Here is a 26,248-nt window from a genome sequence, read left to right as displayed (position 1 = left end):
CAACAAAAAAGAGACTAGATGATCTAGACTCTTGATTGATACTTCTTAGTACAACAATTCGTAGATTTCCATTGCAATTAAGTCAATGCTATCGAATGTATAGGTCTCACGCGCTTCTACATCACGAAGAGTAAATACTGATCCATTTTCTTCATCATGGTTGTAGGCCACTTCAGCGACTACAACTCCTTCACGTTCAAAATTACGTTTTAAGTTTCCACCGTCTTTTGTCATTGCTTCCAAACGGCTGATAATTCGTACCAAATGTGATTCCATTTTGATTCTCCTATTTACTTTCTACTCTCCTATTTTATCATAAAAGAAGGAGGAAATTCCAATAAAAATCAACTTTTCCGCTATTTTCCTCTTTATTCCATGCCTAAAACCGGACTTCATACTAAATTCTTGCAAACTTTTAGAATACTGCTATAATGAAACTATAAAAGTTTGACTATTTCTGACCAATAGTTTTTACACTTTTTACCCTAGAGAAAGAGGTAAGAGAATGCTTTGTCAAAACTGTAAAATCAACGATTCAACCATTCATCTTTATACAAATGTGAATGGCCACCAACAACAAGTAGACCTTTGCCAGAACTGCTATCAAATTATGAAAACGGATCCTAACAATAGTCTCCTGGCAGGATTAAACCAACAAAATCGCGGAGGGCGGGATCCTTTTGAAGATTTCTTCAATCAACTGGGCAACTTCCAATCCCCCCAAGAACCTCAAACGCCACCAACTCAATCTGGAGGGGGCTATGGAGGCGGAAATGGCTACAGTTCAAATGGGAACGGTCGTTCTTTAGGACCGAATAGAGCCCAAGCCAAACAACAACCAAAAGGCCTCTTAGAAGAGTTCGGAATCAATGTCACAGAAATTGCTCGTCGCGGCGATATCGATCCGGTCATTGGTCGTGATGAAGAGATTCTCCGTGTCATCGAAATTCTCAACCGTCGTACCAAAAACAACCCTGTCTTGATCGGTGAACCTGGTGTCGGAAAAACTGCTGTCGTAGAAGGGCTAGCTCAAAAGATTGTCGATGGGGATGTCCCTCATAAATTGCAAGGCAAGCAAGTTATTCGCTTAGACGTTGTTAGTCTTGTTCAAGGAACTGGGATCCGAGGCCAATTTGAAGAGCGTATGCAACAATTAATGGAGGAAATCCGTCGCCGTGAAGATGTGATTTTATTCATCGACGAAATTCATGAAATCGTCGGTGCTGGATCTGCTGGAGACGGCAACATGGATGCTGGAAATATCCTCAAACCAGCCCTCGCTCGTGGCGAATTGCAATTAGTCGGTGCGACAACACTTAATGAATACCGGATTATCGAGAAGGATGCAGCACTTGAACGCCGGATGCAACCCGTTAAGGTCGATGAGCCAACGGTTGAAGAAACTATCACCATCCTCAAAGGGATTCAAAAGAAATATGAGGACTACCACCACGTCCACTACACAGATGGTGCCATCGAAGCTGCAACACTCCTCTCCAATCGCTATATCCAAGACCGCTTCTTGCCCGACAAGGCCATTGACCTCTTGGATGAAGCTGGCTCTAAGATGAATTTAACCCTCAATTTCGTTGATCCAAAGGTCATTGACCAACGCTTAATTGAAGCTGAAAATCTCAAAGCCCAGGCGACGCGTGATGAAGATTTCGAAAAAGCTGCCTACTTCCGTGACCAAATCGCTAAGTACAAAGAAATGCAAGGGCAACAGGTCACTGATCAAGATACGCCAGTTATTAGCGGAAAGACCATCGAACACATCGTTGAGCAAAAGACCAATATTCCAGTCGGCGATTTGAAAGAAAAAGAACAATCCCAATTGATCAATTTGGCAGCTGATTTGAAAGCTCATGTCATCGGCCAAGATGAGGCTGTTGAAAAAATTGCTAAGGCCATCCGTCGCAACCGGATAGGACTTGGAACGCCCAACCGTCCAATCGGTAGCTTCCTCTTTGTTGGACCAACCGGTGTCGGGAAGACAGAGTTGTCCAAACAATTGGCTATCGAACTCTTCGGTTCTGCTGACAGTATGATTCGCTTTGATATGAGCGAATACATGGAGAAACATGCTGTTGCTAAACTGGTCGGCGCCCCTCCAGGATATGTTGGTTACGAAGAAGCTGGCCAGCTGACTGAAAAGGTGCGTCGCAACCCTTACTCTCTCATTCTCTTGGATGAGGTAGAAAAGGCCCATCCTGATGTCATGCATATGTTCCTCCAAGTCTTGGATGATGGTCGCTTGACAGATGGTCAAGGACGAACAGTGAGCTTCAAAGATACCATCATCATCATGACTTCCAATGCGGGAACTGGAAAAGCGGAGGCTAACGTTGGTTTTGGGGCAGCTCGTGAAGGACGTACCAATTCTATCCTAGGTGAACTTGGAAACTTCTTTAGTCCAGAATTCATGAACCGGTTTGATGGTATTATTGAATTTAAATCCTTGTCTAAAGAAAACCTCCTTCAAATTGTTACTCTTATGCTCGATGATGTCAATCAACGCCTAGCCCACAATGATATCCACCTCGATGTTACCGATAAAGTCAAGGAAAAATTGGTTGATTTGGGCTACGATCCAAAAATGGGAGCTCGTCCACTTCGTCGTACCATTCAAGACTATATCGAAGATGCCATTACAGATTACTACTTAGAAAATCCTAGTGAAAAAGATCTGAAGGCTGTCATGACCAGCAATGGAAAGATTTGCATTAAAGGAAAGAACAAACCTGCTAACGAGGCAGAAAAAGGAACAGAATAATCGCAATCCACAGAGAGATTCCTAGTAGCTACCAGGAATCTCTCTTATTTTTATCTCCTACTGCTTTTTATGTCCATCTATGTTATAATGATAAAAAAATAAGAAGCGAGTATCATTATGACTGTTGCAACTTTTGGAACAAAAGAAGAAAATGTTGACTATGTCAATCGTTATGGAGTCTATGCGGTGATTCCAAATCCAGCCAAGGATAAAATCATCCTAGTCCAAGCACCTAATGGAGCTTGGTTCCTACCAGGTGGTGAAATCGAGGCAGGAGAAGATCATTTCTTGGCACTAGAGCGCGAACTGATTGAAGAATTGGGCTTTACTGCGACGATCGGCGAGTATTATGGCCAAGCAGATGAGTACTTTTACTCCAGTCACCGCGACACCCACTACTATAACCCTGCTTATATCTATGAAGTAACTGACTTTGTAGAAACTCAAAAACCTCTAGAGGATTTCAATAACATTGCCTGGTTCCCGATTGACGAAGCCATTGAAAAGTTAAAAAGAGGAAGCCATAAATGGGGAATCAAAATGTGGAAATCTGCCCAAAAATTGTAAGCGACTTCTTTCACAAAATAAAAAAAAGTGCTATAATAAACGGAGAAAGAGCTTAGGAGGATCTCACATGAAGCTTATGAATACAACAAATAGTCATGCTACTCTGGTCAAAAGTCAATTAGAAAGTACCGATGCTACCCTTGTTGAGGTCTATTCAGCCGGTAACACCGACGTTATCTTTACCAAAGCTCCTACTCATTACGAATTGCTGATTAGTAACAAACACCGTGCCATTCGTGAAACAGAAGTTGAAAAAATTCGTGAGTTCTTTTTAAAACGCAAGATTGATCTTCAAATCATTGACCAATCTGCTATTAAGACCCTCTACTCTGATAAACTAATTGAAATTTCTTTCCCAATTGCTAAGTAAGGTGTTTCTACCTTACTTTTTTATTGCCCTGACGATGGACATGATACACTATTCTAGCCACCAAAAAAGAAGTTCCAAATCGGAACTTCTTTTGATATCTTTTATTTGGCTTCAAAACCTTCTGCAACTGCGTCTGCAAAGTTTTCTTCTATAATGATTGCACAGTGATCACAGATGTTTGCATGGTAGCGACGCTCAGCCGTTGTTGGATCGATACGACGACAACGGTCACAAACTTCACCAGCTGCACGGTCAACTGTGAAAGCTACATCTTCAAAGGCCACAGCAGCTTCTGGAGCTGGTCCTTCAGCGATGGTCAATTCTGAGACAATCAAGAGTTGAGCAACATTACTATCTACTGCCCCAAGAAGAGTCTTCACAACTTCATTTGGATAAACGGTCAAGTGAGCTTCAAGAGATTTACCGATCACTTTTTCATTACGCGCTTCTTCCAAGGCTTTTTGAGCTTGGCCACGGAAGTCCATGAAGGCTGACCAGGTATCCAATATTTCTTCTTGGTTGGCAAATGTTTGAGCTTCCGGTAATTCTGACAATTGAACGAATTCTTCCGCTTCAAACTCAAGATAAGACCAGATTTCCTCTGCTGTGTGAGGAAGGATCGGTGTCAAGAGTTTGGTGATTTTCACAAGGATATCATAAAAGACTGTTTGCATTTGACGGCGTTCAAGTGACTTAGCTCCTTCGATGTAAACAACATCTTTGGCAAAGTCAAGGTAGAAGGCAGACAAATCAACGTTGATAAAGTTCACTAGGGCTTTATAGATTGTCAAGAATTCAAAGTCTGCATAAGCATCACGAATGGTCTTGACAAGCTGGTTAAAACGGATGGTCATATACTTGTCAACGGGACGAAGTTCTTCGTAAGCGACTTCATCCTCAGCTGGGTTAAAGTCAGATGTGTTGGCAATCAAGAAACGAAGCGTGTTACGGATCTTGCGGTAAGTTTCAGAAACTTGGCTCAAGATATCCATAGAGATACGCACGTCGTTGCTTGAGTCTACACTGGTAACCCAGAGACGCAAGATTTCTGCACCAAATTGTTTTTCAACATCGCTTGGAGCAATAGTGTTTCCAAGAGATTTAGACATCTTCTCACCTTTACCGTCAAGGGCAAAACCTTGTGACAAGATTTGCTTGTATGGTGCGACACCATGGTTCGCCACAGATGTGATAAGAGATGAGTTGAACCAACCACGGTATTGGTCTGAACCTTCTAAATAGAGGTCAGCTGGGTATTTGAGTTCTGGACGGTTGACCACAACTCCATTCCAAGACGAACCTGAGTCGAACCATACATCCATGATGTCTGTTTCTTTCTTGAACTCACCATTTGGTGAACCTGGATGGGTAAATCCTTCTGGCAAGAGGTCATTGGCATCCCGTTCCCACCAGATGATGGAACCATGTTCTTCAAAGAGTTGAGCCACATGCTCGATGGTTTCAGCTGTCATGATTGGTGTGCCATCTTCAGCGTAGAAGATTGGGAGTGGGACACCCCAAGCACGTTGACGAGAGATAACCCAATCGCCACGGTCACGGATCATGTTGTACAGACGGACTTTACCCCACTCTGAGTGGAACTTGACTTTTTCAATTTCGTCCAAGATTTCTTGACGGAATTTAGATACTGAAGCAAACCATTGTGGCACAGCACGCCAGATGATTGGTTTTTTCGTACGCCAGTCAAATGGGTAGGAGTGAGAGATTTCTTCTTGAGCAAGGAGCAAGCTACCAAGTTTTTCAATAACTGTTGGAATAACCTTGTCATAGAATTGACCTTCGAATTCCTCACCCGCGTTGGCCATCATGATACCGCGTTCGTTGACAGTTACAGCAACTTCGAGACCATTGGCAACACCGACATTGTAGTCATCCTCACCAAAACCAGGGGCTGTATGGACGATACCAGTACCGGAGTCTGTTGTAACGTGATCACCCAGGATAACAAGTTCATCTACTGCAGTATCCCATGGGTGCTCTGTCACGATGTGGTTCAATTCTTGACCACGGTAAGTTGCCAACACTTGAACATCCACCCAGCCAAATTTTTCAGACAGGCTATTTAACAATTCTGAAGCGACCACAAACTTACGAGCTTCGCCAGCTGGTTGCACCAAGACATAATCAATATCAGCACCAACAGTCAACCCGCGAGAAGCTGTGATGGTAAATGGAGTTGTTGTCCAAACAACGATGTAAGTATCTGTATCAAGGACACCTTTACCATCTTTGACCTTGTTGGCATAGTAAAGAGATGTTGAAACCAAATCATGGTATTCAATTTCCGCTTCAGCAAGAGCTGACTCAGAAGACCAAGACCAGTAAACTGGCTTCGCTCCACGGTAGATATAGCCTTTGTTAGCCATTTCACCAAAGACACGGATTTGCGCTGCTTCATAGTCAGGCGTCAAAGTTACATAAGGATTTTCCCAGTCACCTGAAACACCCAAACGTTTGAAGTCTTCACGTTGTTTATCTACTTGAGAAAGAGCGTAGTCGCGGCAAAGTTTCAAGTACTCAACCAAGTCCATTTCTTTGCGTTTGACACCTTGTTTGGCCAAGACTTGCTCGATTGGCAAACCGTGAGTATCCCAACCTGGGATATACGGTGCATAAAAACCTGACATAGACTTAGAACGAACAATGATATCTTTTGAGATCTTGTTCATAGCGTGTCCTACGTGGATATTTCCGTTGGCATACGGAGGGCCATCATGCAAGGTGAAATGTGGTTTTCCTTGGTTCAATTCTTGACGGCGTTGATAAAGCTTTGCTTCTTCCCATTCTTTTTGCCAAACTGGCTCTTTTGTAGGCAGACCAGCCCGCATCGGGAACTCTGTCTTCCCTAAATTCAGTGTTTCTTTGAGTTTCATGGTGTCTCCTCTAAAAAAATAATTCTACAAAATAAAAGACCACGACCTCGCCAAAAAGGACGACAAGTCGTGGTACCACCTTCATTCAAGAAAGAGAGTACTCTCTTTCTCCTCTTTTGTCGCTAACGCTGACCAGCGTTAGTGGTTACTAATTTCACCACTAAAATTTGTAAAAGGATCAACCTTAACAAAGGAAGTGCAAGTCTTCCACCATCACCTGCTCGCTAAAACTATTTGATAAGGTCACTGTTTTTACAGATTATAAGATTGAAACAGATTCACGTTGTCCTTCTTCTGGAGCATCGATATCATCAACTTCAGGAGTTTCTAAGACAACATCAATAGAATCTTGATCTTCATGATTTTTTTCTGCTTCTTCCAATGCTTCTTTCACTTTTTCATTCAATCCTTGAAAAGCTTGAGTTGCGCCTAACTCTAAGTTAGCTGCCTCAATACGTTTTTGCAATTCTTCAATTTCAGCTGAAGTAAATTGACGTGTCAAATCAATGTTAGCATCTTCTGAATAATGATGAACAGATTCACCCAAAGCTTTCTCAACAATTTCACGAAATGCTTCATCACTTGTTTGGATATACATAGCAGTTGGGCGAAGAATTTCATCCCATTCTGGCGTATCAATAATGCTCAATTGACTTTCGATAGTTGATTTCAAACGTTGGTGGAAGACGCGTGTCTTGTTCTTCAATTCTTCCGTTTCTACAGCAACTTTTTTGGCATTGTCTGTAGCATGACGGAGAATTTCATTTGCTTTTGCTTTTGCTTCTTCAACTAAATGGTGAGCATCTTGCTCCGCTTGACGAACAATTGTTTCTGAGCGTTCATTTGCCGCATGTTTTACACGTTCTGCTGTATCTTGAGCGATCAATACTGATTGACTCAAAGAGTCTTTCATTTCGTCAAAGTAGTTCAAGCGCTCTTCCAACGCACTAATTTTTGTTTCCAATTCATGATTTTCACGAACTAATTTTTCATAGTCTCGGTAGACCATGTCTTGAAACTCTTCAACTTCTTTAGCATCGTAGCCTCTAAATTTTACATAAAAGCGTTTATCTTTGATTTCTAAAGCTGTAAGTGCCATAGTTCCTCCTTATTTTCTACTGGAAAATACTTCAACCGTTAATTTGTATTTTCCACTTTTTGATAGGCCATTTTCTGATAGTATTTTAAATCGGCCATACTTTCGAACACTAATTAAATCTGCTACTTGGATCATCCGACTAGGATTGTCAATTGTGGCATAGTTTACCTTTACCTGGCCAGACTGAACTAATTGAACAGCTACAGACCGAGCAAGCTTAAAGGTAGAAGCTACTAGTTTATCAAGTCGAACACTAGTAACCAATAGGTCTTTAAGTTTGGATGGTTCGTCTACGCTGATCCGTTCTCTACAGTCAACCTCACGAATCTTGACAGATACTTTTGCGATCTTCTTAAGATTCTCTTTGAAATAGGAGGAGAAACGTTGATCCACATAGATATGAATCTTCCCTTGTCCAACTAGAATATCTCCAAAAGACTTTCTTTCTATGCCTAATTGATGGAGAAGCGAACCCAAAACTTGAGAGTGACTTAACCGATAAAACTTATCCGGATAGAGAACTTCTAACAGGCTAATTTCAAAATCAGATGCCTCTAACTGATAGTAGCTAGGAGCTAGAATCACTCGTGCATATTCTGTAGGATAGATTTCTGCACTTGAAAACACCTGCAAACCGTGGTGGGCACCAATTTGTCGTAAAATATCAACCTGATGTGGATTTAAAAAGGATGTCAGTTCAAAACTATACTGTTGCTCCACCCGAGCTACTAATTCTAGAACTCGATCGATAAAGACGTGGTCTTCTGGACTATAGTGTTGATAAAATCCCTTGGTCATATGAACTGCACCAAAAATTGAAGGACAAATCGTTCCACTACGGATAGAGCAAGTAAGGCAAACATGACTGTAAAGTCTAACCCACCAAATTGCAAAGGAATCTTTCTAAATAGGCTCAAAAATGGTTCGACGATCCGTTGAACCATTTTAGCTAAAGCCGATTCTGATGCATTTGGAAACCAACTAAGCAAAGCATAGATGATTAGTACTAGCTCAAAAACCTGAAAGAAATTTCTAACTAATTGTAGGACAAACATATTAACGATTTCGTTTCATATCAAAGTCGTACTCAGCAACTTCGACATCATTTGGAAGGCGAATATCTTCAATGTTCACAACGACATTGATTGGTGTTAATAAGTACATAGTACTTGCAACACGACGTAGATTCCCGGCTAATACATAGCGAGCACCATCCAAATAATCCAAACATCTTCTTGCTTGAACTTCTGTCATGTATTGGAAATCGATAAGAATACTTTCGTTTGCCAACAACAAGTCAACAATTTCAGTTGCTTCTTCATATTTACGAGGGTAGCGTACATCAATCGTAATCTTCTCATCTGCAGCAGAACGATTTTTTGCCAACTCTTGTTGCCGTTGATGAAGTCGAGTAATATTTTCAGAAGATGATTTTTGAGATGAAGCTGATTCAACCACTGCTGTAGAAGCTACTTGTGGACGACTTACTGCAACAGGAGTAGATTTCTGCTCCTTGGCAGCTACCATAGCTTTTTGACGTGGTTTTGATGATGGTTGTACTGGTTTAGATGATGGTACAGGTTGGCTAGCACCGACTGCTTGAGCAGGCGCTTCTTGCACATCGTACTCATCTCCATCTTCAGTAAAATAATCAATCAATCGATCAAATCTATCTTTAAATGACATAATTCTTTCCTATTTGAAAAACGAGGTCCCAATTCGCACAAAAGTCGCACCGTTAGCAATCGCCAGATCATAATCACGACTCATTCCCATGCTTAACTCTGTAAAGGACATATTTTTCAACTGTTTCTTTTGTAATTCTTTTTGAAGTTGGTGAGTTGCTGCAAATATGGCTTGCAACTCGTCCTGACTTGCCTCAAAAGGAGCCATCGTCATTAAGCCAACAATCCGTAGGTTATCCAAGCCTTCTAGTTCAGGAAGAACCGCATCTAGCTCTTCAGGAGCAAATCCATGCTTGCTTTCTTCTCCAGAAATATTGACTTGTATAAAACATTTAATTGGGTGACTCGCCCTTTTTTGAATTTCTTGGGCAAGCTTCATAGAATCTAAAGCATGGAAGTAATCTACAAAATTGATAACTTCTTTTACTTTACGACGTTGGAGACTACCGATCAAATGCCAGATCAGTTCCTCATCTTTTAGAGCTTGGTATTTTTCTAGAAATTTATCAACACGGTTTTCACCGATATGACGGACTCCTGTATCAACCAGAGCCTTAGCTTGGTCGATACCAACATACTTAGTAACAGCAATTACATTCACCTGATCCGTGCGGTTTGCTGTTTCCATTGCTTGTGCAACCTGCGAGAATATACGCTCTTTATTTTCAATCAGATTCATTCTTAACGATTACGGAAAAATGGTGGTGTTTCCAACTCATCATCTTCTGAAGAAGAATCCACATAGCGTTCAACTTGACGACCAGCGCTAGTATCAGACTGACGTACAATGTTTTCACGACGAATGTCCCAATCTCCAAACGCAGATCCACGAGGTGTTTCTTGTTTGGCACGTGATTGAGGAGTAGGCATTTCGATCTCTTCCTTCAAATCGAAGTCACGATCAAACTGTGGATTTTGTGGACGTTGTTCACGTGGTCCAGTTTGATAGTAACGTGCTGAACTTGGTGCATGAGATGCAATTCCACTAACTCTTTCAACTTTGTCCTGACGAACACCAGTTGCGACAACCGTTACGCGGATTTCATCTTTCATTGATTCATCAATAGATGTACCAAGCCAAATGTTTACGCCATGACCAGCTGCTTGGTTAACAATTTCAGAAGCTTCTTCTGCTTCAATCAAGGTCATATCCAAACCACCAGTAACGTTGACGATCACGTCTTCAGCACCGTCAATGGTTGTTTCAAGGAGTGGTGAGTAGATAGCTTTACGAGCTGCTTCAATGACACGCTCTTCACCATTACCTACACCAATACCCATCAAGGCATTTCCTTTATTTTCCATAACAGTCTTCACGTCAGCGAAGTCAAGGTTAATCAAGCCTGGGCTTGTGATCAAGTCAGTGATCCCTTGAACCCCTTGTCGAAGGACATTATCTGCTTCACTCAATGCTTCAAGAAGTGGTGTTTTCTTATCTACAATTTCTAACAAGTTGTTGTTAGAAATGATCAACAAAGTATCCACATGCTCGCGAAGTTCATTGATCCCTTCGATCGCAAAGTTTCCGCGTTTAGTTCCTTCAAATCCAAAAGGACGTGTCACAACGGCTACTGTCAAAGCACCAACAGCTTTAGCAATACGAGCGATAACTGGTGCAGCACCTGTACCAGATCCTCCACCCATTCCTGCAGTGATAAAGACCATGTCTGCACCTTGCAAAGCTTCTGTCAATACTTCTTCACTTTCTTCTGCGGCTTTGCGACCAACCTCAGGTTGACCTCCAGCACCCAAACCACGAGTCAATTTAGGACCCAATTGGATAACTGTTTCTGCTTTTGCACTTGAAAGTGCTTGTACGTCTGTGTTTGCTGCGATGAATTCTACACCAGCAACTCCTTCGTCAATCATGCGGTTGATGGCATTGCCACCACCACCTCCGACACCGATTACTTTAATAACTGCGCCTTGTGTCGCTGCTGTGTCAAATGAAAATGTCATAAATGCTTACACTCCTTAATCAAACATATTACCGATTAAATTCTTCATTCGGTTTGTAAGGCTAGTTTTCTCTTCTCTATTTTGTTCTTCAACCGGATGTTGTTGCTCGACGTTTACTAATGGTTCAATTTCTTCCGGAACAACTGGTTGCTGTACTGGTCGTTCAAACTGAATTGGTTGCTGACGAAGACGTTGGTCCCCATGTACAGCAGCCTGAGCAAGAATATCTACATCTGTAAGGTTTCCTGCATATTCAGACAAGCTAATCACGTGGGCAAAAGCTGGATTGCGGATTCCAATTTGATTTGGAACGTACAATTTCACATTTACACCAAAGACTTCTTGCGCCAATTCTTCAATACCAGGGAGAATAGCGCCACCACCGATGATGACAATTCCTCCAGGCAAATCAAGCAAATGTCTTCTTTCAAGATCTTGTTTAATTTGGTCGAAGATGTGTTTGATCCGAGCTGAAATAATTTCTGCCAAATATTTTTCAGATACTTGGACAGGTTCTACTTCACCAATCACCTCAACATGGAAGACTTCGTCGCCAACTGATGGAACATAAGCTTCTCCATAGTTGAACTTCAAGCCTTCTGCTAATTTTTGAGAAGTCTTCAATACTTTAGAAATATCTTTAGTAACGTAATCGCCACCTTCTTGGTAGATATTTGTAAATTGAAGCTCTTGATTCCGAACAGAAGCTACTGTCGTTTGACCTCCACCTAAATCAATGACGGTCGCACCAAACTCACGTTCTCCTTCGTTCAATACAGACTTAATCATTGCAAGTGGTGAAATAATGATGTTCTCAACTTGCAAACCAGCACGTTCAACTGTTTTCCGTAAATTATGGAGGACAGTTCTAGGACCAGTATACAAGAGACCACGCATTTCCAAACGGATTCCCATCATTCCACGTGGATCGCGGATTCCTTGGAAACCATCAACTGTGAACTCTTCTGGAATAAAGGTAATGACTTCACGGTCTGGAGTCATACTCTTTGTCAAAGCAGATCTGACAACATTTTCAACATCTGCATCCGTAATTTCTTTTGAATCACTGGTTACAGGAATCATTCCTTGAGTTGCTTCAATTTGAAGAAGGTTCGCTGGCAACCCAACGTTCACAAGATTGATTGAAATTCCTGCTTTTTCTTCTGCTTGGCTTACTGCACTTTTAATCGCATTAGAAGCAGCCTCAATATCAACAATAATTCCATCTTTGACGCCAGCACTTTTCGCATTGCTGACTCCAATTACATTCATTTCTCCATTGACATGTTCTGCCACCAATACTTTTATTGAACTAGTACCGATATCTAAACCTGTAAAAAAGCCGTTTCTAGCCATTACACCAGTCCTCTCTCTTTTGTTTTCCTATACGTCAATTAATAGCTCCATTTTAGTTAGAACTATCCAAATTTCATTATAACACAAAAATGCCCATAGTGGGCATATTTTCTTTATTTATTTCAGATAATTTATGAGGGTTTACTCAGCGGGAACTTCTTCGTGTTGCTCGGTTACGACTGCACTCTCATCAGAATCTGTCGAGTTAGCATCAGCTTCTTCTGTTTTGTTCCCTTCCCCTTCTTCTTTTTCTTTCTTTTCCTGAGCTAAAGTAGCCATTGTTTCTGCATTGTAACTGTATATACCTGCTTCCATGTCAATGACACTGTCATCTTCAATTAGCTTGCGAATTTGATTGTAATAAGGCAATTTACGCTTGATCTGAGATACAGGCACTAAAACCTTTGTGCCATCCTTCATGGTCAGCGTCACTAAATCCTTAGTCACCTTGCTCGGTGTCAAGTCCACTGACTCAATTTCATCGCGCACAGAAGATGGTATTTTCCCCAGTTGTTTCACAAATTGTCGGACCAATTCACGATCAGAAAAACGAACAGTCAGGTAAGCCTTGGGAAGCTGATCAGCAACAACTGGTGTCTCTACCACTTCCCCATTTTCTAAAATAGGATAATGATCTTCCTCCGTCACATAGTAACCAAAGACCTGGTGTTCCTCAACCTGAACCTTAAAAGTCGTAGGGAAGGCATAAGTCATCGAAATATCTTTGACCCACGGACTCGCTGCCTTCATATTGGCAAGATAGCGATCCCGATTCAAAAAAGTTGTCAAGGTATAATCCCGATCTTGGATCTGACTCTTTTCAAACAACAAAGTCTGATCCGCATTTTTATTCCCTGAGAATTCGATGATTTTTTGCTTAGCTAAGGGTGTTAAAAGATAGACAGAAAAGACTGCAATCAAGGTACTGATCACCAAAACAGGAATAGCTCGATAGATGTGACGTCTCGCAATCTGACCTTCCTTTTTGGCCTTCTTCGCTAGTTCCTCTTCTTCGAATCTATCTTCTGAAGGCTCTGTTAGGTAGATGATTTTTTCTTCTTCATTCTCTTCGTCTATTCCGTCAGGAAGTGTTTCTTGCAATCCCTCCTCAGCTACACCAGCTACGTTCTCATCTTCCTCTACTTCTGCAGACTCGCCATCTTGCCCACCTGCTTCTGGATCTTCAGAAGGAATTTTTTGATTCAGAAGTTCCTGTCTTTCCTTCTCTTCTTGTGCCTTCTTTTCTTTTTCTTCTTGCTCTTCTATTTGTTTTTTCTTTTGATACTCCTGGTTCCGTCTCTGCCATTCAGAGAGCTTCGTGACTTCCTTAGGAGTTTTTTGGTTCTTCTTATCCGTCATTTTTTCCTTTTATTAATTTCTTGATGGACTAGGTTATAAAATTCATCCAAGGAAAGCAATTCATTCGAATCCTTCATCGCTTGATGATAGCTTTCTGCCCCTTGGAATATTTTATCCATCGTTTCTTGCAAACGATCCATGCTCAAATCTGGCTCAGCGATGGTTTCTGCATAGCCTTTTTCCACAAAGTATTGAGCATTTTCAATCTGATCTCCCCGACTAGCCTCTTTCCCTAGGGGAACGATGATATGGAGCTTATTCATGGCCAAGAGTTCAAAAATCGTATTGGCACCTCCACGAGTCACTACTAGGTCTGCCTTTTGGAGCAAAGGAAGATAGTGATCCGTCACGTAGTCCACGCGATAAAGATGAGGTGCTTGTTCATTCAAAGAGGAGTCCCCTGTCAAATTAATGACATTGTATCTTGCTAGCAAGGTTTCTCGATTTTTTGTGACAAACTCATTGAACACTCGTGCACCAGCAGAACCACCCACAAAGAGAAGGGTTGGCAACTGTGGATCAAATTGAGCAAATACTGCTTCCAATTCTTGTGGGATTGGAAGTTGTTCCTGACGAACCTTGGTCACAGCTCCCACATGTTGGGCTTTCACTAGGCTTTTTGGCTGTTCAAAGGTTGTGAACATTTTCGTTGCAAACTTATAGGCAATTTTATTGGCCAAGCCCATGGAACGGTCAGATTCGTGGACCAATACAGGAACGAAGCAAAGTCGCGCAGCCACTACCGGAGGAACTGAAACGAAGCCTCCTTTAGAAAACAAAACCTGCGGCCGTACACGAAGCATGATCCAAATCGATTGGAGAATCCCCCAGAAGACCTTGAAAATATCCAACATATTTTGCCAAGAAAAATAACGGCGCAACTTGCCCGTTGCAATCGAATGGAAATGGATGTCCAAGCCAGACTTCAAAATCTCTTGGTGTTCAATCCCCTTCTTGTCCCCAATATAATGAACTTCCCAACCGTCCTCGATGAAGCGAGGGATGAGGAGAAGGTTCAAGGTCACATGCCCAACTGTACCTCCCCCTGTAAATACTATTTTTTTCATATTATTTTTTCAACTCTTCTACTGTTTTAAGGAACTCATCGCCCCGTACTTCGAAATTCGCGTACATATCCCAGCTGGCATTGGCTGGACTAAGCAAGACGATATCACCTGGCTCAGCTATTTCAAAGGCTTTGCGCGTTGCATCTGCCACATCCGTCGCATCTAGATAAGCCACACCCGCTTGATCCGCTGCTCGTTTCACCCGTTCAGCAGACTCTCCAAGGATGACCATCTTTTTAAGACCAGTAATATCTGGCACCAATTCGTCAAACTCATTGCCTCGGTCCAAGCCACCAGCGATTAATATGACATGAGCGTTATCAAAGCCAGACAAGGCTTTTTGGGTTGCTAAGATGTTGGTAGACTTACTATCATTGTAGAATTTCACCCCTTCAATCTCAGCTACATACTGCAAGCGGTGCTTCACCCCGCCAAAGGCTGATAAGATTTCTTGGATAGTTTGATTGTCAACACCACGAAGTTTGGCCACTGCAATGGTAGCTAAAGCATTTTCTACATTGTGGCTGCCTGGTACTCCAATTTGGTCTGCTCGCATGACGGCTTCACCTCGGAAGTAAAGGACACCGTCCTCTAAATATGCTCCGTCTACCTTTTCTTGGGTTGAAAATGGCACCACAGTAGCCTCTGTTTGCTGCGCCAAGTCTTTGGCTAGATCTTGGTTAAAGTTTAGTACCACAAAATCCTTGGTAGTCATATTCTTTTGGATTGCCCATTTTGCAGCTACATAGCCTTCGAAAGATCCATGGTAATCCAAGTGGGTCGGCATCAGATTGGTAATGACTGCAATTTCTGGATGGAAGGCTTCAATCCCCATCAATTGGAAAGAAGACAATTCCATCACCAATGTGTCTTTAGCTGTCGCTGTTTGAGCGACTTGACTAGCTGGAAAACCAATATTTCCAGACAAGAGACCGTTTTGTCCAGCGGCAGTTAATACTTCTCCAATCATGGTAGTGGTGGTTGTTTTTCCGTTTGAACCAGTGATTCCGATGATTGGCGCTTCTGAAATGAGGTAGGCCAATTCAACTTCGGTCAAAACAGGGATGCCTTTTTCAAGGGCCCGTTCAACCATAGGATTCGTGTAAGGAATTCCAGGATTCTTCACCATCACTGCAAAGTCTTCATCCAAGAGTTCCAGAGGATGTCCTCCTGTCACGACTTTGATTCCTTCTTCCAGTAAACTTTGGGCTGCAGGATTTTCTTCAAAGGCTTTGCCATCATTCACCGTTACGATAGCTCCTAAGCGATCGAGTAGTCGCGCTGCAGATTCTCCAGACTTAGCCAATCCTAAAACAAGGACTTTTTTATTTTTAAATGTTTCAATGACGTTCATAGCTTTTTTCTCTCCAATTTGTTCACCTTCTATTTTACCCTTTTTTAGACAAATTAAAAAGCCTTAAGACAGCAAAAGAAGCAACACGTATAAAAATGACCGCTTCAGCATCTTTCATAAAAAAGAGTCGCCATGATTTTCTATCACAACAACTCTTTTTTATGGAGACAAGATCTCCAGTTTATTCTGATTTATCCAAGCGTTTAGAAGACTTGGTCGGCAATCGCGAAATATCAACGAGGGCCAGGTAGCCTACAAAAGCAAGGAAGGCGCCCACAAAAAATTCTGAAGGCATTTGGAAAATTTGGAAAATCGCTAAGCAAAGTAGAATGACCAAAGAGACCAGCAATACGACTAGGGTAACTACATTCAGAGTTCCTCTGATGCTCTTTGGAGCTGCAAAAAGGTAAAAAAGGAGGATCAAAATACCTATAATTAAATAAACCATTTTGTCACTCCTTTCTTATTTTTTATTCAGCTGCAGCTGATTTTTTCTTTTTGTTTGCTTTTTCGCGTTCTGCCTTATTCAAGATTTGTTTACGTAGACGGATTGATTCAGGCGTTACTTCCATGTACTCATCGTCGTTCAAGAACTCGAGTGATTCTTCAAGCGTCAAGATACGAGGAGTCTTGATAACCGCTGTTTGGTCCTTAGTAGCGGAGCGAACGTTGGTCATTTGTTTAGCCTTCGTGATGTTAACAGTCAAGTCATTTTCACGAGAGTTTTCACCGATGATCATTCCTTCGTAAACCTCAGTACCAGGGTTGACAAAGATAGTACCACGTTCTTCGATAGACATGATAGAGTAGGTTGTTGCCTTACCAGCATCGATAGAAACAAGGGCACCACGGTGACGACCGCCAATTTCACCTGGAATCAATGGCAAGTATTGGTCGAAGGTATGGTTCATGATCCCGTATCCACGAGTCATTGACAAGAATTCAGTTGAATATCCAATCAAACCACGCGCAGGAACTAGGAAGACCAAACGAGTTTGACCATTACCTGTTGCAATCATATCCAACATTTCACCCTTACGTTCAGAAAGGCTTTGGATGACAGACCCTTGGTATTCTTCCGGAGTATCGATTTGCACACGCTCAAATGGCTCGCACTTCACACCATCAATTTCTTTTACGATAACTTCTGGACGAGATACTTGAAGCTCATAGCCTTCACGGCGCATGGTTTCGATCAAGATTGACAAGTGCAATTCCCCACGTCCTGAAACGGTCCATTTATCTGGTGAGTCCGTTGGATCTACACGAAGAGATACGTCTGTTTGCAATTCTGCTTGAAGGCGCTCTTCGACCTTACGTGAAGTCACCCATTTCCCTTCACGACCAGCAAAAGGTGAGTTGTTAACTAAGAAGGTCATTTGAAGGGTTGGCTCATCGATATGAAGAACTGGAAGAGCTTCAACTGCGTCTGTAGGAGTGATGGTTTCACCAACGAAGATATCTTCCATACCTGATACGGCAATCAAGTCACCAGCCTTGGCTTCTTGGATTTCACGACGTTCCAAACCAAAGAAACCGAAGAGTTTTGTGACACGGAAGTTCTTGGTTGTACCATCAAGTTTAGAAAGGGTTACTTGGTCCCCAACTTTCACACTACCACGGAAGACACGTCCAATACCGATACGTCCTACGAAGTCATTGTAGTCAAGAAGAGACACTTGGAATTGAAGGGGCTCATCTGAGTTATCAACTGGAGCTGGGATGTGGTCGATAATGGTGTCAAATATTGGCGCCATGGTCTTTTCTTGATCTGCTGGATCATCTGACAAGGAAGATGTTCCGTTGATCGCTGACGCATAAACAACTGGGAAGTCAAGTTGGTCATCATCCGCACCAAGCTCGATGAAGAGTTCCAAGACTTCGTCTACTACTTCTGCTGGACGAGCAGATGGCTTATCGATTTTGTTAACTACAACGATCGGCACAAGGTCTTGTTCCAAGGCTTTTTTCAATACGAAACGAGTCTGTGGCATGGTTCCTTCGTAGGCATCTACTACCAAAACAACACCATCAACCATTTTCATGATCCGCTCAACTTCTCCACCGAAGTCCGCGTGTCCTGGTGTGTCCATGATGTTGATACGAGTCCCGTTGTAAGCAACGGCTGTATTTTTCGCAAGGATGGTGATTCCACGCTCTTTTTCGATATCGTTTGAGTCCATTGCACGCTCTGCCAACTCTGTACGCGCGTCAAGAGTTTCAGATTGTTTCAACAATTCGTCAACGAGGGTTGTTTTACCGTGGTCGACGTGGGCGATAATCGCGATATTACGGATATCTTCTCTTAATTTTGTCATGATTTCCTCTATTGTATTCAAAAATTTATTTTCTAACTGAACGATTATACCACAATTTTAAGCAAATGACTTAACTCAAGTAAGTGTAAATGTTTTCATGCTTTCTTTCGAAAACCTTCTTTCTCATTCCCACTCCTAACCACTCTATTCATGAAAATCTTTCACCTCTTTATCCCTTTTCTTCATCCTTTTTCCGAATACTTGTGATTCTCTCCATTTCATGCTATCCTGTCTTTTATGAGATTAGATCAATTACTGGCCCACTACCAAATTCCCCGCAAAGAAATCAAACAGTGCCTAGCCAAAAAGCAGATCCTAGTCGACGGACTTGCTGCAACAAAATTATCCCAAAATGTCGATACAGGTCTCCAAGAAGTTCGCTGGAAGGATCGGATTCTTACCGACTGTTCCCACCACTATTTTCTTCTTCATAAACCTCAAGGACTAGTGACGGCTACCAAGGATGCCCAACATCCTACAGTATTGGACCTCCTCCGAGCAGAAGACCGGACCCCCAAGACCTATCCTATCGGTCGACTGGATCGGGATACGACCGGGCTCCTCCTACTCACAGACAATGGACCTCTAGGTTTCCAACTCCTTCATCCCCAATACCATATTGAAAAAGAATACGCGGTAACAGTCAACGGCCCTCTTGAACCCGCTCATATAGAGGAATTTCAAGAAGGAATCACCTTCTTAGACGGGACAACATGCAAGCCTGCCAAACTAAAAATCCTTAACTCCAGCCTTACCGAAAGCCAGGCCCTGGTCACCCTGTCTGAAGGAAAATTTCATCAGGTGAAAAAGATGTTTTTATCCATTGGGGTCAAAGTCACTACTTTAAAACGAGTTCGCTTTGGGCCTTTTACTTTAGAGGATGAGCTGAAAGAGGGGCATTATCGCCCCCTCACATCAGTTGAATGTGACGCGATTCGCTCTTTTTTAGAAGAAACCCGCTAAAAAACTCCAGAAGCTCATACTTCTGGAGTTTTAATCTTAGTTCGTTTTTACCTTTCCATCCCAAGAATCCAAACCATAGGACAAGATATAGATATCTTTGTAACCCTGTTTTTTCAAGAAGAGGGCCGCATTGGTCACACGGGACCCACGACTGTTCTCATAGAGCAAGACTGGCTTATCTTTGCGAAGGGCAGCCAAGCTCACTTTTAATTGGTTGGATGGAATGTTCCGAGCTCCCAAAATATGCTTAGCGTGGAATTCATTCGGATCACGCAAGTCCACTAATTGGCCTTTGCGGATCAATTCTTCAAACTCTACATTGTCCACAATTTTTGCAGCACGACGGATACGGAAGTAATTGTAGCCCATCCAGCCAAACATCCCTAAAACAATCAACCATACTAAAACACTTGTTACATTCACTTTTCTTTCTCCTCTTCTAAATAACGTAATTCCTGTGCGTGTTCTCTACGTAAGACAGCTTCTGCTTCTAGATAATCCAATTTTTCCATCAGCCCAGCGTCATAGATCCTTTTCAATTCAATCTTCATCAATTCAATGTCGTAAAGCCGTTTTCCGACATAAATAATGATTCCAAATTTTTTCAGAAATTGTTGAACATCGTACAGGGTTTTCATGTGCTTATTCTATCAAATCTTTCAAGTATTTTCAAGATGGCCCCTGTTTTATTTACAGGAAAAATCTCCTCCCAAAAACGAGCCTCCCAAGCAAGGAAGGCTCGTTTGTTTAATTTCAGATTATAAACCTGGTGCTTGTCCTAATTCAGCGGCAATCATCCAGATATGTTTTTCCAATTCAGCTTTTGCACCAACAAAGATATCGTTGGTCACGTCATCTCCTTCAGCATCTGTGATATCCAAGGCTTTTTGATAAAGACTTACCAAGTAGCGGAAGATAGAAAGGACACGTCCAAAATTTTCTTCCATAGAGCGTTCGAATGAACCTTTTTCTTCTTGGATGTTGCTATGTTCCAAGAACTCAACCATGCTAGCGTACGGAGCACCACCCAAGGTAATCAAGCGTTCACTTACTTCATCAAGAGTCGCATCCAAGCTTTCCATATACTCATCCATTTTTGGATGCCATACGAGGAAGCCACGACCACGCATATACCAATGTACTTGGTGCAAGGCAATATGAGCGACATAAAGGTCTGCCACCACTTGATTCAAAACCGCTTTTGTATCGGTTAAGCTCTTGCTTACTTCGCTAATAGTTGCAAATGTTGCTACATCTTTTGCTGCTTCTTTTTTGATTGTTGTCATAAATGAGTTCTCCTTTTTTAGAATTATTCTAATTTAGTTATATTATAATCCTTCTAATTAAGAAATGCAAGAGAAAATGCTCAAATAAGAAAAGTTAGAAAATTGTTTCATTTCTAATCCTCATTAGTCATCTTTTTTACGAATACTATAAGTATGATCAACTTCTATTTTTTTACAGTCGGCGCCTGTATGGCCTCCTTTTTAGGTCTCGTCATCGACCGTTTTCCAGAAAGCTCCATCATTCGTCCAAGAAGCCATTGCGACCAATGTCAACAGACCTTGGGATTTCTAGACTTGATTCCTATTCTTTCGCAATGCCTTTTTCGATTCCGTTGCCGCTACTGCCAGAGCTCTCTTCCTTATTGGTATGCCCTCTTTGAAGCCTGGAGTGGTCTCCTTTTTTTACTGTGCTATCAGGGTCTTCTTCCCATTCCTCATCTCCTGGTTCTTCTTGGCAGTTGCGTTTTGGCCATCTATGATTTTCGATCCATGGAGTACCCGCTCCTCCTCTGGCTAGTGCTCCACGCTCTTTGCCTGTTTTTCACCAGTCCTACCCTCTTGATGGGAGTCTTTCTCTTCTTAGGAGTCCTGTCAGCTGTTTACTCCATCGGCATTGGAGCAGGGGATTTTCTCTTGCTGGCTACTTTTTCTTTGACCCTCTCGGCCGTCCAAGTCCTCCTAGTCATGCAAGGGGCTTCCCTCATTGGTCTCCTTGCCTTTCTCTTTAAAAAAGAAAAAGACCGGATTCCTTTTGTTCCCTGTCTTTTTCTGAGTTATCATGCTTTACTGTTTTTTACAATTTTAAGCAGATAAGATTTCTTATTTTGTAGCTTTCGCTTCTAGATAATCTGCAATGGCAGCCACGTCCTTATCCCCACGTCCAGAGACATTGATAATAATAATCTTGTCCTTGTCCAATTGTGGAGCACGTTTGACAGCTTCTGCAATCGCGTGTGAGCTTTCAATGGCTGGGAGGATCCCTTCTGTCTTACTGAGTAGAAGAAGAGCTTGAACCGCTTCATCATCTGTCGCTGCTACATATTCAACACGACCAGAATCTTTAAAGAAGGCATGCTCTGGACCAACCCCTGGGTAGTCCAAACCAGCAGAGATCGAGTACACTGGCGCTACTTTTCCATCTTCGCCAAAGACAGCGTAGGTCTTCATCCCATCGACAACTCCTACAGTCCCCTTAGTCATGGTCGCTGCGTGCTGGTCTGTGTCCAAACCATGACCAGCTGCTTCAACACCGACCAATTTGACTTCCTCATCGCCTACATATTGGGAGAAGGCACCGATGGCATTGGATCCACCACCAACACAGGCAATCACATAGTCTGGCAAACGACCTTCTTTTTCCAAGATTTGGCGTTTAGATTCTTCACTGATCACCTTTTGGAATTCATGCACAATGGTTGGGTAAGGGTGAGGACCAACAGCAGAACCCAAAACGTAAAAGGCATCGAGATCCGCCATCCATGCTCCAAACGCAGCATCTACGGCGTCTTTCAAGGTTTTTGTTCCTGTTTCAACCGCATGAACGGTTGCCCCCATCATTTCCATGCGGAAGACATTGAGACGTTGACGCTCCACGTCTTCTGCTCCCATGTAGACATCACAGGCCATGCCGAACTTAGCTGCTGCAGCCGCTGTAGCCACACCGTGTTGACCGGCTCCTGTTTCAGCAATCACGCGCGTTTTGCCCATGCGTTTGGCTAAGAGGATTTGCCCCAAGACGTTATTCAATTTATGCGAACCTAGGTGATTCAAATCTTCGCGCTTCAAATAAATTTTTGCCCCACCTAAATGATCTGTCAAACTTTCCGCAAAGTAGAGCGGTGTTTCCCGACCAGAGTAATCTTTCAAATAATGTTTGTATTCTGCGATAAATTCTGGGTCATTTTTGTACTGTTCAAAGGTTGCCTCTAATTGATCCAGCAAGTTTTGAATAGGTTCTGGTACGAAAGATCCACCAAATTGTCCGAAATAGCCTTTTGTTTCTGTCATGATTGTGTCCTCTTTTCTATATTTTCAATCTTGTTTATGATTTTTTCTCTCGCTGGCCCTTTGAGCTGCAGTCTCACTGGATTCCTTTGAGATACAAAAAACCTCACACAGAAAAATCTGTGTGAGGACGATTCGATACCGCGGTGCCACCTCAATTGTAGGGAGACATTCTTTCTCCTACATCTCTGACCTGTCTAACAACAGGGTGCACGATAAGGTGTGCTCACCGAATTTTTATTGTTTCAAATTCATCATCATAAACGCATCAGCCCATTTCAAGATTGACCACTGCTTGTTCGCAATCACCACAAGCTCCCTGGAAGTGAGAAAAACCTCTACTTTTCTGATGTCTTGAAGCTATTATAGCTCCCGCTTCTGACTTTGTCAACCCAAAATTTGAAATCGTATTCAATCGTTCGGATTTTAGTCCAAACTAAAATAGATTGTCCTTCCCCATTGAAGCTTGCAGCCATTTAAAACACAAATAGGCCAGGTAGCCTCCCAGAGTATTGGTCCACAGATCATCTATCTCAAACACCCGATTGAAATCAAACAAGTGGTCTAGTACGATCTGACTAAGCTCAATCCACACACTCATCCCTAGACTAAAGCAAAGGACGCGTTTCCGAGTGCCTAGCCAGGACCAGAGCCACAGCAGTTGAAAGACCAAAGGAGATAAGAGAAAGATATTGGCTATATTCTGTACAAACACCTTGATCAGCTGGAGCAGACTGGTCATTTGACCTAGGTTGATGAGAGAATTAAAGGGAATCAGTAATACGACTACACGACCAAAATGTTGAATCCCAGGTGTTTCCATCCCTGGTTCAGGCCGCTGGGGAAGAAAACACATGAGACAGAGCAGGACAAAATAGAAGAAACTGCCACCTAGTAGCAGTTGTCTTCCTTTTTTTGTTAATTGCCCTTCTTCTATCAGCCAGTTGTTACGGTTGAGCTTCTTCAACAATGGCTTTCTCCCGATCTCTCTTCATCGTATTGGAACGCAATTGTCCACAAGCAGCATCGATATCCGTACCATGCTCTTGACGAACCACACAGTTGACTCCGTTTTTCTTCAAGGTGTCATAGAAGGCCATCACGCGCTCTCTTGGACTCCGGCTATATTGGTCATGCTCACTAACTGGGTTGTAAGGAATCAAGTTGACATAAGATAGCTTCTTGATCTTTTTAAGGAGTTCTGCCAATTCCAAGGCTTGTTCGACACCATCATTGACTTCATTAAGCATGATGTACTCGAAGGTCACCCGGCGGTTGGTCGTTTCGATATAGTACTCAATCGCCGCAAACAGTTTCTCAATTGGGAAAGCTCGGTTGATTTTCATGATGCTAGAACGCAAGTCATTGTTTGGAGCATGCAGGGATACTGCCAAATTGACCTGAACCCCTTCATTAGCAAAATCACGAATCTTATGGGCTAAGCCAGACGTTGAAACGGTAATGTGGCGCGCACCGATAGCCAGCCCCTTGTCATCATTGACCGTACGGACAAAGCTCAAGACATTCTTGTAGTTATCAAATGGCTCACCAATTCCCATCACAACGATGTGGCTGACGCGTTCATCTTGTCCACGTTCGTCAAAGTATTTTTGAACCAACATGATTTGGGCAACGATTTCCCCACTGTTCAAGTCGCGTTGTTTCTTGATCAAACCAGATGCACAGAAGGTACAGCCGATGTTGCACCCTACCTGAGTGGTGACACAGACCGACAAGCCATAATGTTGGCGCATCAATACCGTCTCGATCAACATGCCGTCTGGCAACTCAAAGAGGTATTTGACGGTTCCATCTGCTGATTCTTGAACGATCCGTTGTTTCAAAGGATTGATCACGAACTGGTCATTCAAGGTTTCGATCAAGTCCTTCGATAGGTTGGTCATTTCTTCAAATGACTGAACGCGTTTCCGATAAAGCCATTCCCAGATTTGGGTTGCTCGGAATTTCTTTTCACCATGTTCTTCTGCCCACTCGATCAGTTCTTGTCGAGTCAGACCATAAATTGAAGGTTTCATCTTATCTCTTTTCTCTCTTTACTTTTGACGGATGACAAAGTGGCGTTCTTGCTCACCCTGTGCATCTTTTTTTCTAGACCGCTGACGGTTCTTTTTCTTTGGTTGAGAAGCCTTTTGTTTTTGCTCTTGTTCACGTTCTCGTGGCTGATTTTTGGAGCGATTGCGGCGATTTTGACGACCGCCACGCTTAGCAGAACGATTGCCCTCTTCCTGTTGCTTTGGAGAAGATTTCTTGTCAAAGGATGCTCGACGTGGTTCTGCATTTTCCAGGACAAAATAAGCACAGCCATAGCTACAGTATTCTAATAAATAATCTTCCAAGCGACTGATTTTCTCTGTATCTGTGACCGGACGGTCGTCCTTATAGAAGCCACGTAGACGCAACTGTTCATTGCTCCAATCACCGACAATATAATCAAATTTGGTTAAAACCTCTGAAAAGCGCTGACCAAAGACCGTCGCATCAAAGGCATCATTTTGGTTCTCAACTAGCTCAAATGTCAATTGTTCTGCTAGCACTTGATTGCCAACCAGACGAAATTCCGGTCCAGGATATTTATTATAATTAAATAATTCAGGGGATATTTCTTTGCGCATAGTCTTCCTTTATTCATACCTTTAGTTGTAACACTTTATTTTATCATAAATCCCTATCTTTAGATAGAATTTCAACGGAAAAGAGATAATCTGTAAAAAGTCTGACGATTTAATTTACCTCTTCTTCCTGTCTCATCAGAAAAAGCCTGCTTTAGTATGTAGACAAACTTTTTACAGAAAACAACTAAACGATTCTTCAAAAAAGGATTCTATTTTTTGAGTCATTTAAGCAGATCTAAAACTTTCCGATGTGAGAAAAGTGCATGAAACCTAATTGTTTCAGGCACTCGGGAGTTTTGAGAGTAACACAGTTTGGGGAACTGTTTTAGCCTGAGCCTAGAAATTAAAGAACGAAGGGGCTCAAAACTAATTGAACACGGTCTGCGGATTGTGTCAAAAAGATAAATTCTCCTAGAATCGAAAGATTCTACGTCAAACTTCCTATTTTGACTTTATCCGCAGACGCCCTTTGTATCTTTATTTAGCCATGGAACTTCTTGGATTGCTGAAATCATCCACTGGATAATTTCACCTAACGTCCGTACTCACCTAAGGAAAGTT

26 protein-coding genes and 2 other annotated features are annotated in these 26,248 nt (G+C 42.3%); of the genes, 5 read left to right on the top strand and 21 right to left on the bottom strand.

The annotated features are described in order from the left end of the window. Window positions 1-45 precede the first annotated feature (45 nt). Window positions 46-276, bottom strand: coding sequence for a DUF1797 family protein (locus tag ADH49_RS00130; RefSeq protein WP_048687767.1), 231 nt, complete (start codon window positions 274-276; stop codon window positions 46-48). Window positions 277-505: 229 nt separating this feature from the next. Here ADH49_RS00130 and ADH49_RS00125 point away from each other — a divergent pair, with 229 nt between their 5' ends. From ADH49_RS00125 to ADH49_RS00115, 3 genes are all read left to right on the top strand, one after another. Continuing rightward, a complete protein-coding gene (locus ADH49_RS00125; RefSeq protein WP_048687765.1) occupies window positions 506-2,773 on the top strand; it encodes an ATP-dependent Clp protease ATP-binding subunit in 2,268 nt (755 codons plus the stop codon). Between the two features lie 117 nt (window positions 2,774-2,890). Beyond that, window positions 2,891-3,340, top strand: coding sequence for an NUDIX hydrolase (locus tag ADH49_RS00120; protein ID WP_048687763.1), 450 nt, complete (start codon window positions 2,891-2,893; stop codon window positions 3,338-3,340). A gap of 67 nt (window positions 3,341-3,407) precedes the next feature. Continuing rightward, on the top strand, window positions 3,408-3,710 hold the full coding sequence (locus ADH49_RS00115; RefSeq protein WP_006596776.1) for a DUF1827 family protein: 303 nt from the start codon (window positions 3,408-3,410) through the stop codon (window positions 3,708-3,710). Between the two features lie 101 nt (window positions 3,711-3,811). Here the strand turns inward: ADH49_RS00115 and ileS are convergent, their stop codons facing one another. The 13 genes from ileS to typA form a co-directional block, all read right to left on the bottom strand. After that, window positions 3,812-6,604, bottom strand: a complete 2,793-nt coding sequence (gene ileS, locus ADH49_RS00110; protein WP_048687761.1) for an isoleucine--tRNA ligase — start codon at window positions 6,602-6,604, stop codon at window positions 3,812-3,814. A 52-nt stretch (window positions 6,605-6,656) separates the two neighbouring features. After that, window positions 6,657-6,873: a binding site (T-box leader), on the bottom strand. Further along, window positions 6,864-7,703: a DivIVA domain-containing protein gene (locus ADH49_RS00105; protein WP_048687760.1), complete on the bottom strand. Its 840-nt coding sequence runs from the start codon at window positions 7,701-7,703 to the stop codon at window positions 6,864-6,866. (Overlaps the previous feature by 10 nt.) Before the next feature lie 9 nt (window positions 7,704-7,712). After that, on the bottom strand, window positions 7,713-8,501 hold the full coding sequence (locus tag ADH49_RS00100) for an RNA-binding protein (protein ID WP_048687758.1): 789 nt from the start codon (window positions 8,499-8,501) through the stop codon (window positions 7,713-7,715). Then, on the bottom strand, window positions 8,498-8,758 hold the full coding sequence (locus ADH49_RS00095) for a YggT family protein (protein ID WP_006596781.1): 261 nt from the start codon (window positions 8,756-8,758) through the stop codon (window positions 8,498-8,500). Before ADH49_RS00095 ends, ADH49_RS00100 begins: the two co-directional genes overlap by 4 nt. A gap of 1 nt (window position 8,759) precedes the next feature. After that, window positions 8,760-9,389 carry a cell division protein SepF gene (locus tag ADH49_RS00090; RefSeq protein ID WP_048687756.1) on the bottom strand — a complete coding sequence of 210 codons (630 nt, stop codon included), beginning with the start codon at window positions 9,387-9,389 and terminating at the stop codon, window positions 8,760-8,762. Window positions 9,390-9,398: 9 nt separating this feature from the next. Then, window positions 9,399-10,067 carry a YggS family pyridoxal phosphate-dependent enzyme gene (locus ADH49_RS00085; protein ID WP_048687755.1) on the bottom strand — a complete coding sequence of 223 codons (669 nt, stop codon included), beginning with the start codon at window positions 10,065-10,067 and terminating at the stop codon, window positions 9,399-9,401. Window positions 10,068-10,069: 2 nt separating this feature from the next. After that, window positions 10,070-11,347, bottom strand: a complete 1,278-nt coding sequence (gene ftsZ, locus ADH49_RS00080; RefSeq protein ID WP_048687753.1) for a cell division protein FtsZ — start codon at window positions 11,345-11,347, stop codon at window positions 10,070-10,072. Between the two features lie 15 nt (window positions 11,348-11,362). Further along, complete coding sequence (ftsA, locus tag ADH49_RS00075) at window positions 11,363-12,703, bottom strand: cell division protein FtsA (protein ID WP_048687751.1); 1,341 nt, start codon at window positions 12,701-12,703, stop codon at window positions 11,363-11,365. Window positions 12,704-12,844: 141 nt separating this feature from the next. After that, on the bottom strand, window positions 12,845-14,062 hold the full coding sequence (locus ADH49_RS00070; protein ID WP_048687748.1) for a cell division protein FtsQ/DivIB: 1,218 nt from the start codon (window positions 14,060-14,062) through the stop codon (window positions 12,845-12,847). Further along, window positions 14,059-15,129: a UDP-N-acetylglucosamine--N-acetylmuramyl-(pentapeptide) pyrophosphoryl-undecaprenol N-acetylglucosamine transferase gene (locus ADH49_RS00065; protein ID WP_048687746.1), complete on the bottom strand. Its 1,071-nt coding sequence runs from the start codon at window positions 15,127-15,129 to the stop codon at window positions 14,059-14,061. The genes ADH49_RS00070 and ADH49_RS00065 overlap by 4 nt, the downstream gene beginning before the upstream one ends. 1 nt (window position 15,130) lies before the next feature. Further along, entirely contained in the window at window positions 15,131-16,483 is a 1,353-nt protein-coding gene (murD, locus tag ADH49_RS00060) for a UDP-N-acetylmuramoyl-L-alanine--D-glutamate ligase (RefSeq protein ID WP_048687745.1), read from the bottom strand. A gap of 181 nt (window positions 16,484-16,664) precedes the next feature. Next, the gene (locus ADH49_RS00055) at window positions 16,665-16,931 is read right to left on the bottom strand and encodes a DUF3165 family protein (RefSeq protein WP_048687744.1); all 267 of its coding nucleotides are present in this window, start codon (window positions 16,929-16,931) and stop codon (window positions 16,665-16,667) included. A gap of 22 nt (window positions 16,932-16,953) precedes the next feature. Continuing rightward, complete coding sequence (gene typA / locus ADH49_RS00050; protein ID WP_048687743.1) at window positions 16,954-18,801, bottom strand: translational GTPase TypA; 1,848 nt, start codon at window positions 18,799-18,801, stop codon at window positions 16,954-16,956. A 237-nt stretch (window positions 18,802-19,038) separates the two neighbouring features. On the opposite strand from typA, the gene ADH49_RS00045 reads away from it, so the two are divergent. Further along, entirely contained in the window at window positions 19,039-19,764 is a 726-nt protein-coding gene (locus ADH49_RS00045; protein WP_048687741.1) for a pseudouridine synthase, read from the top strand. A gap of 36 nt (window positions 19,765-19,800) precedes the next feature. On the opposite strand, the gene ADH49_RS00040 is transcribed toward ADH49_RS00045, so the two are convergent. The 3 genes from ADH49_RS00040 to ADH49_RS00030 form a co-directional block, all read right to left on the bottom strand. Further along, window positions 19,801-20,145 (bottom strand): rhodanese-like domain-containing protein, encoded by a 345-nt coding sequence (locus tag ADH49_RS00040; RefSeq protein ID WP_048687808.1) that lies wholly within the window; start codon window positions 20,143-20,145, stop codon window positions 19,801-19,803. Between the two features lie 38 nt (window positions 20,146-20,183). Next, window positions 20,184-20,402 (bottom strand): YqgQ family protein, encoded by a 219-nt coding sequence (locus ADH49_RS00035; RefSeq protein WP_006596794.1) that lies wholly within the window; start codon window positions 20,400-20,402, stop codon window positions 20,184-20,186. A 120-nt stretch (window positions 20,403-20,522) separates the two neighbouring features. Then, the gene (locus ADH49_RS00030) at window positions 20,523-21,050 is read right to left on the bottom strand and encodes a Dps family protein (RefSeq protein WP_048687737.1); all 528 of its coding nucleotides are present in this window, start codon (window positions 21,048-21,050) and stop codon (window positions 20,523-20,525) included. A gap of 153 nt (window positions 21,051-21,203) precedes the next feature. Between ADH49_RS00030 and ADH49_RS00025 the strand changes: the two genes are divergently transcribed. Next, a complete protein-coding gene (locus ADH49_RS00025) occupies window positions 21,204-21,863 on the top strand; it encodes a prepilin peptidase (protein WP_048687735.1) in 660 nt (219 codons plus the stop codon). A gap of 6 nt (window positions 21,864-21,869) precedes the next feature. On the opposite strand, the gene trpB is transcribed toward ADH49_RS00025, so the two are convergent. From trpB to ADH49_RS00005, 4 genes are all read right to left on the bottom strand, one after another. Next, window positions 21,870-23,057, bottom strand: a complete 1,188-nt coding sequence (trpB, locus tag ADH49_RS00020; RefSeq protein WP_048687733.1) for a tryptophan synthase subunit beta — start codon at window positions 23,055-23,057, stop codon at window positions 21,870-21,872. Window positions 23,058-23,177: 120 nt separating this feature from the next. Then, window positions 23,178-23,413: a binding site (T-box leader), on the bottom strand. A 77-nt stretch (window positions 23,414-23,490) separates the two neighbouring features. Then, window positions 23,491-24,024, bottom strand: coding sequence for a VanZ family protein (locus tag ADH49_RS00015; protein WP_192831856.1), 534 nt, complete (start codon window positions 24,022-24,024; stop codon window positions 23,491-23,493). Beyond that, a complete protein-coding gene (rlmN, locus tag ADH49_RS00010; protein WP_048687731.1) occupies window positions 24,002-25,090 on the bottom strand; it encodes a 23S rRNA (adenine(2503)-C(2))-methyltransferase RlmN in 1,089 nt (362 codons plus the stop codon). Before rlmN ends, ADH49_RS00015 begins: the two co-directional genes overlap by 23 nt. Before the next feature lie 18 nt (window positions 25,091-25,108). Then, entirely contained in the window at window positions 25,109-25,687 is a 579-nt protein-coding gene (locus ADH49_RS00005; protein ID WP_048687726.1) for a YutD family protein, read from the bottom strand. Window positions 25,688-26,248 lie beyond the last annotated feature (561 nt).

It is taken from the genome of Streptococcus sp. 400_SSPC (assembly GCF_001072745.1).
GTDB classification, from domain to species: Bacteria; Bacillota; Bacilli; order Lactobacillales; family Streptococcaceae; genus Streptococcus; species Streptococcus xiaochunlingii.
The sequence above is the reverse complement of the archived record's forward strand: the minus strand, read 5'-3'. Positions and strand labels throughout refer to the sequence as shown.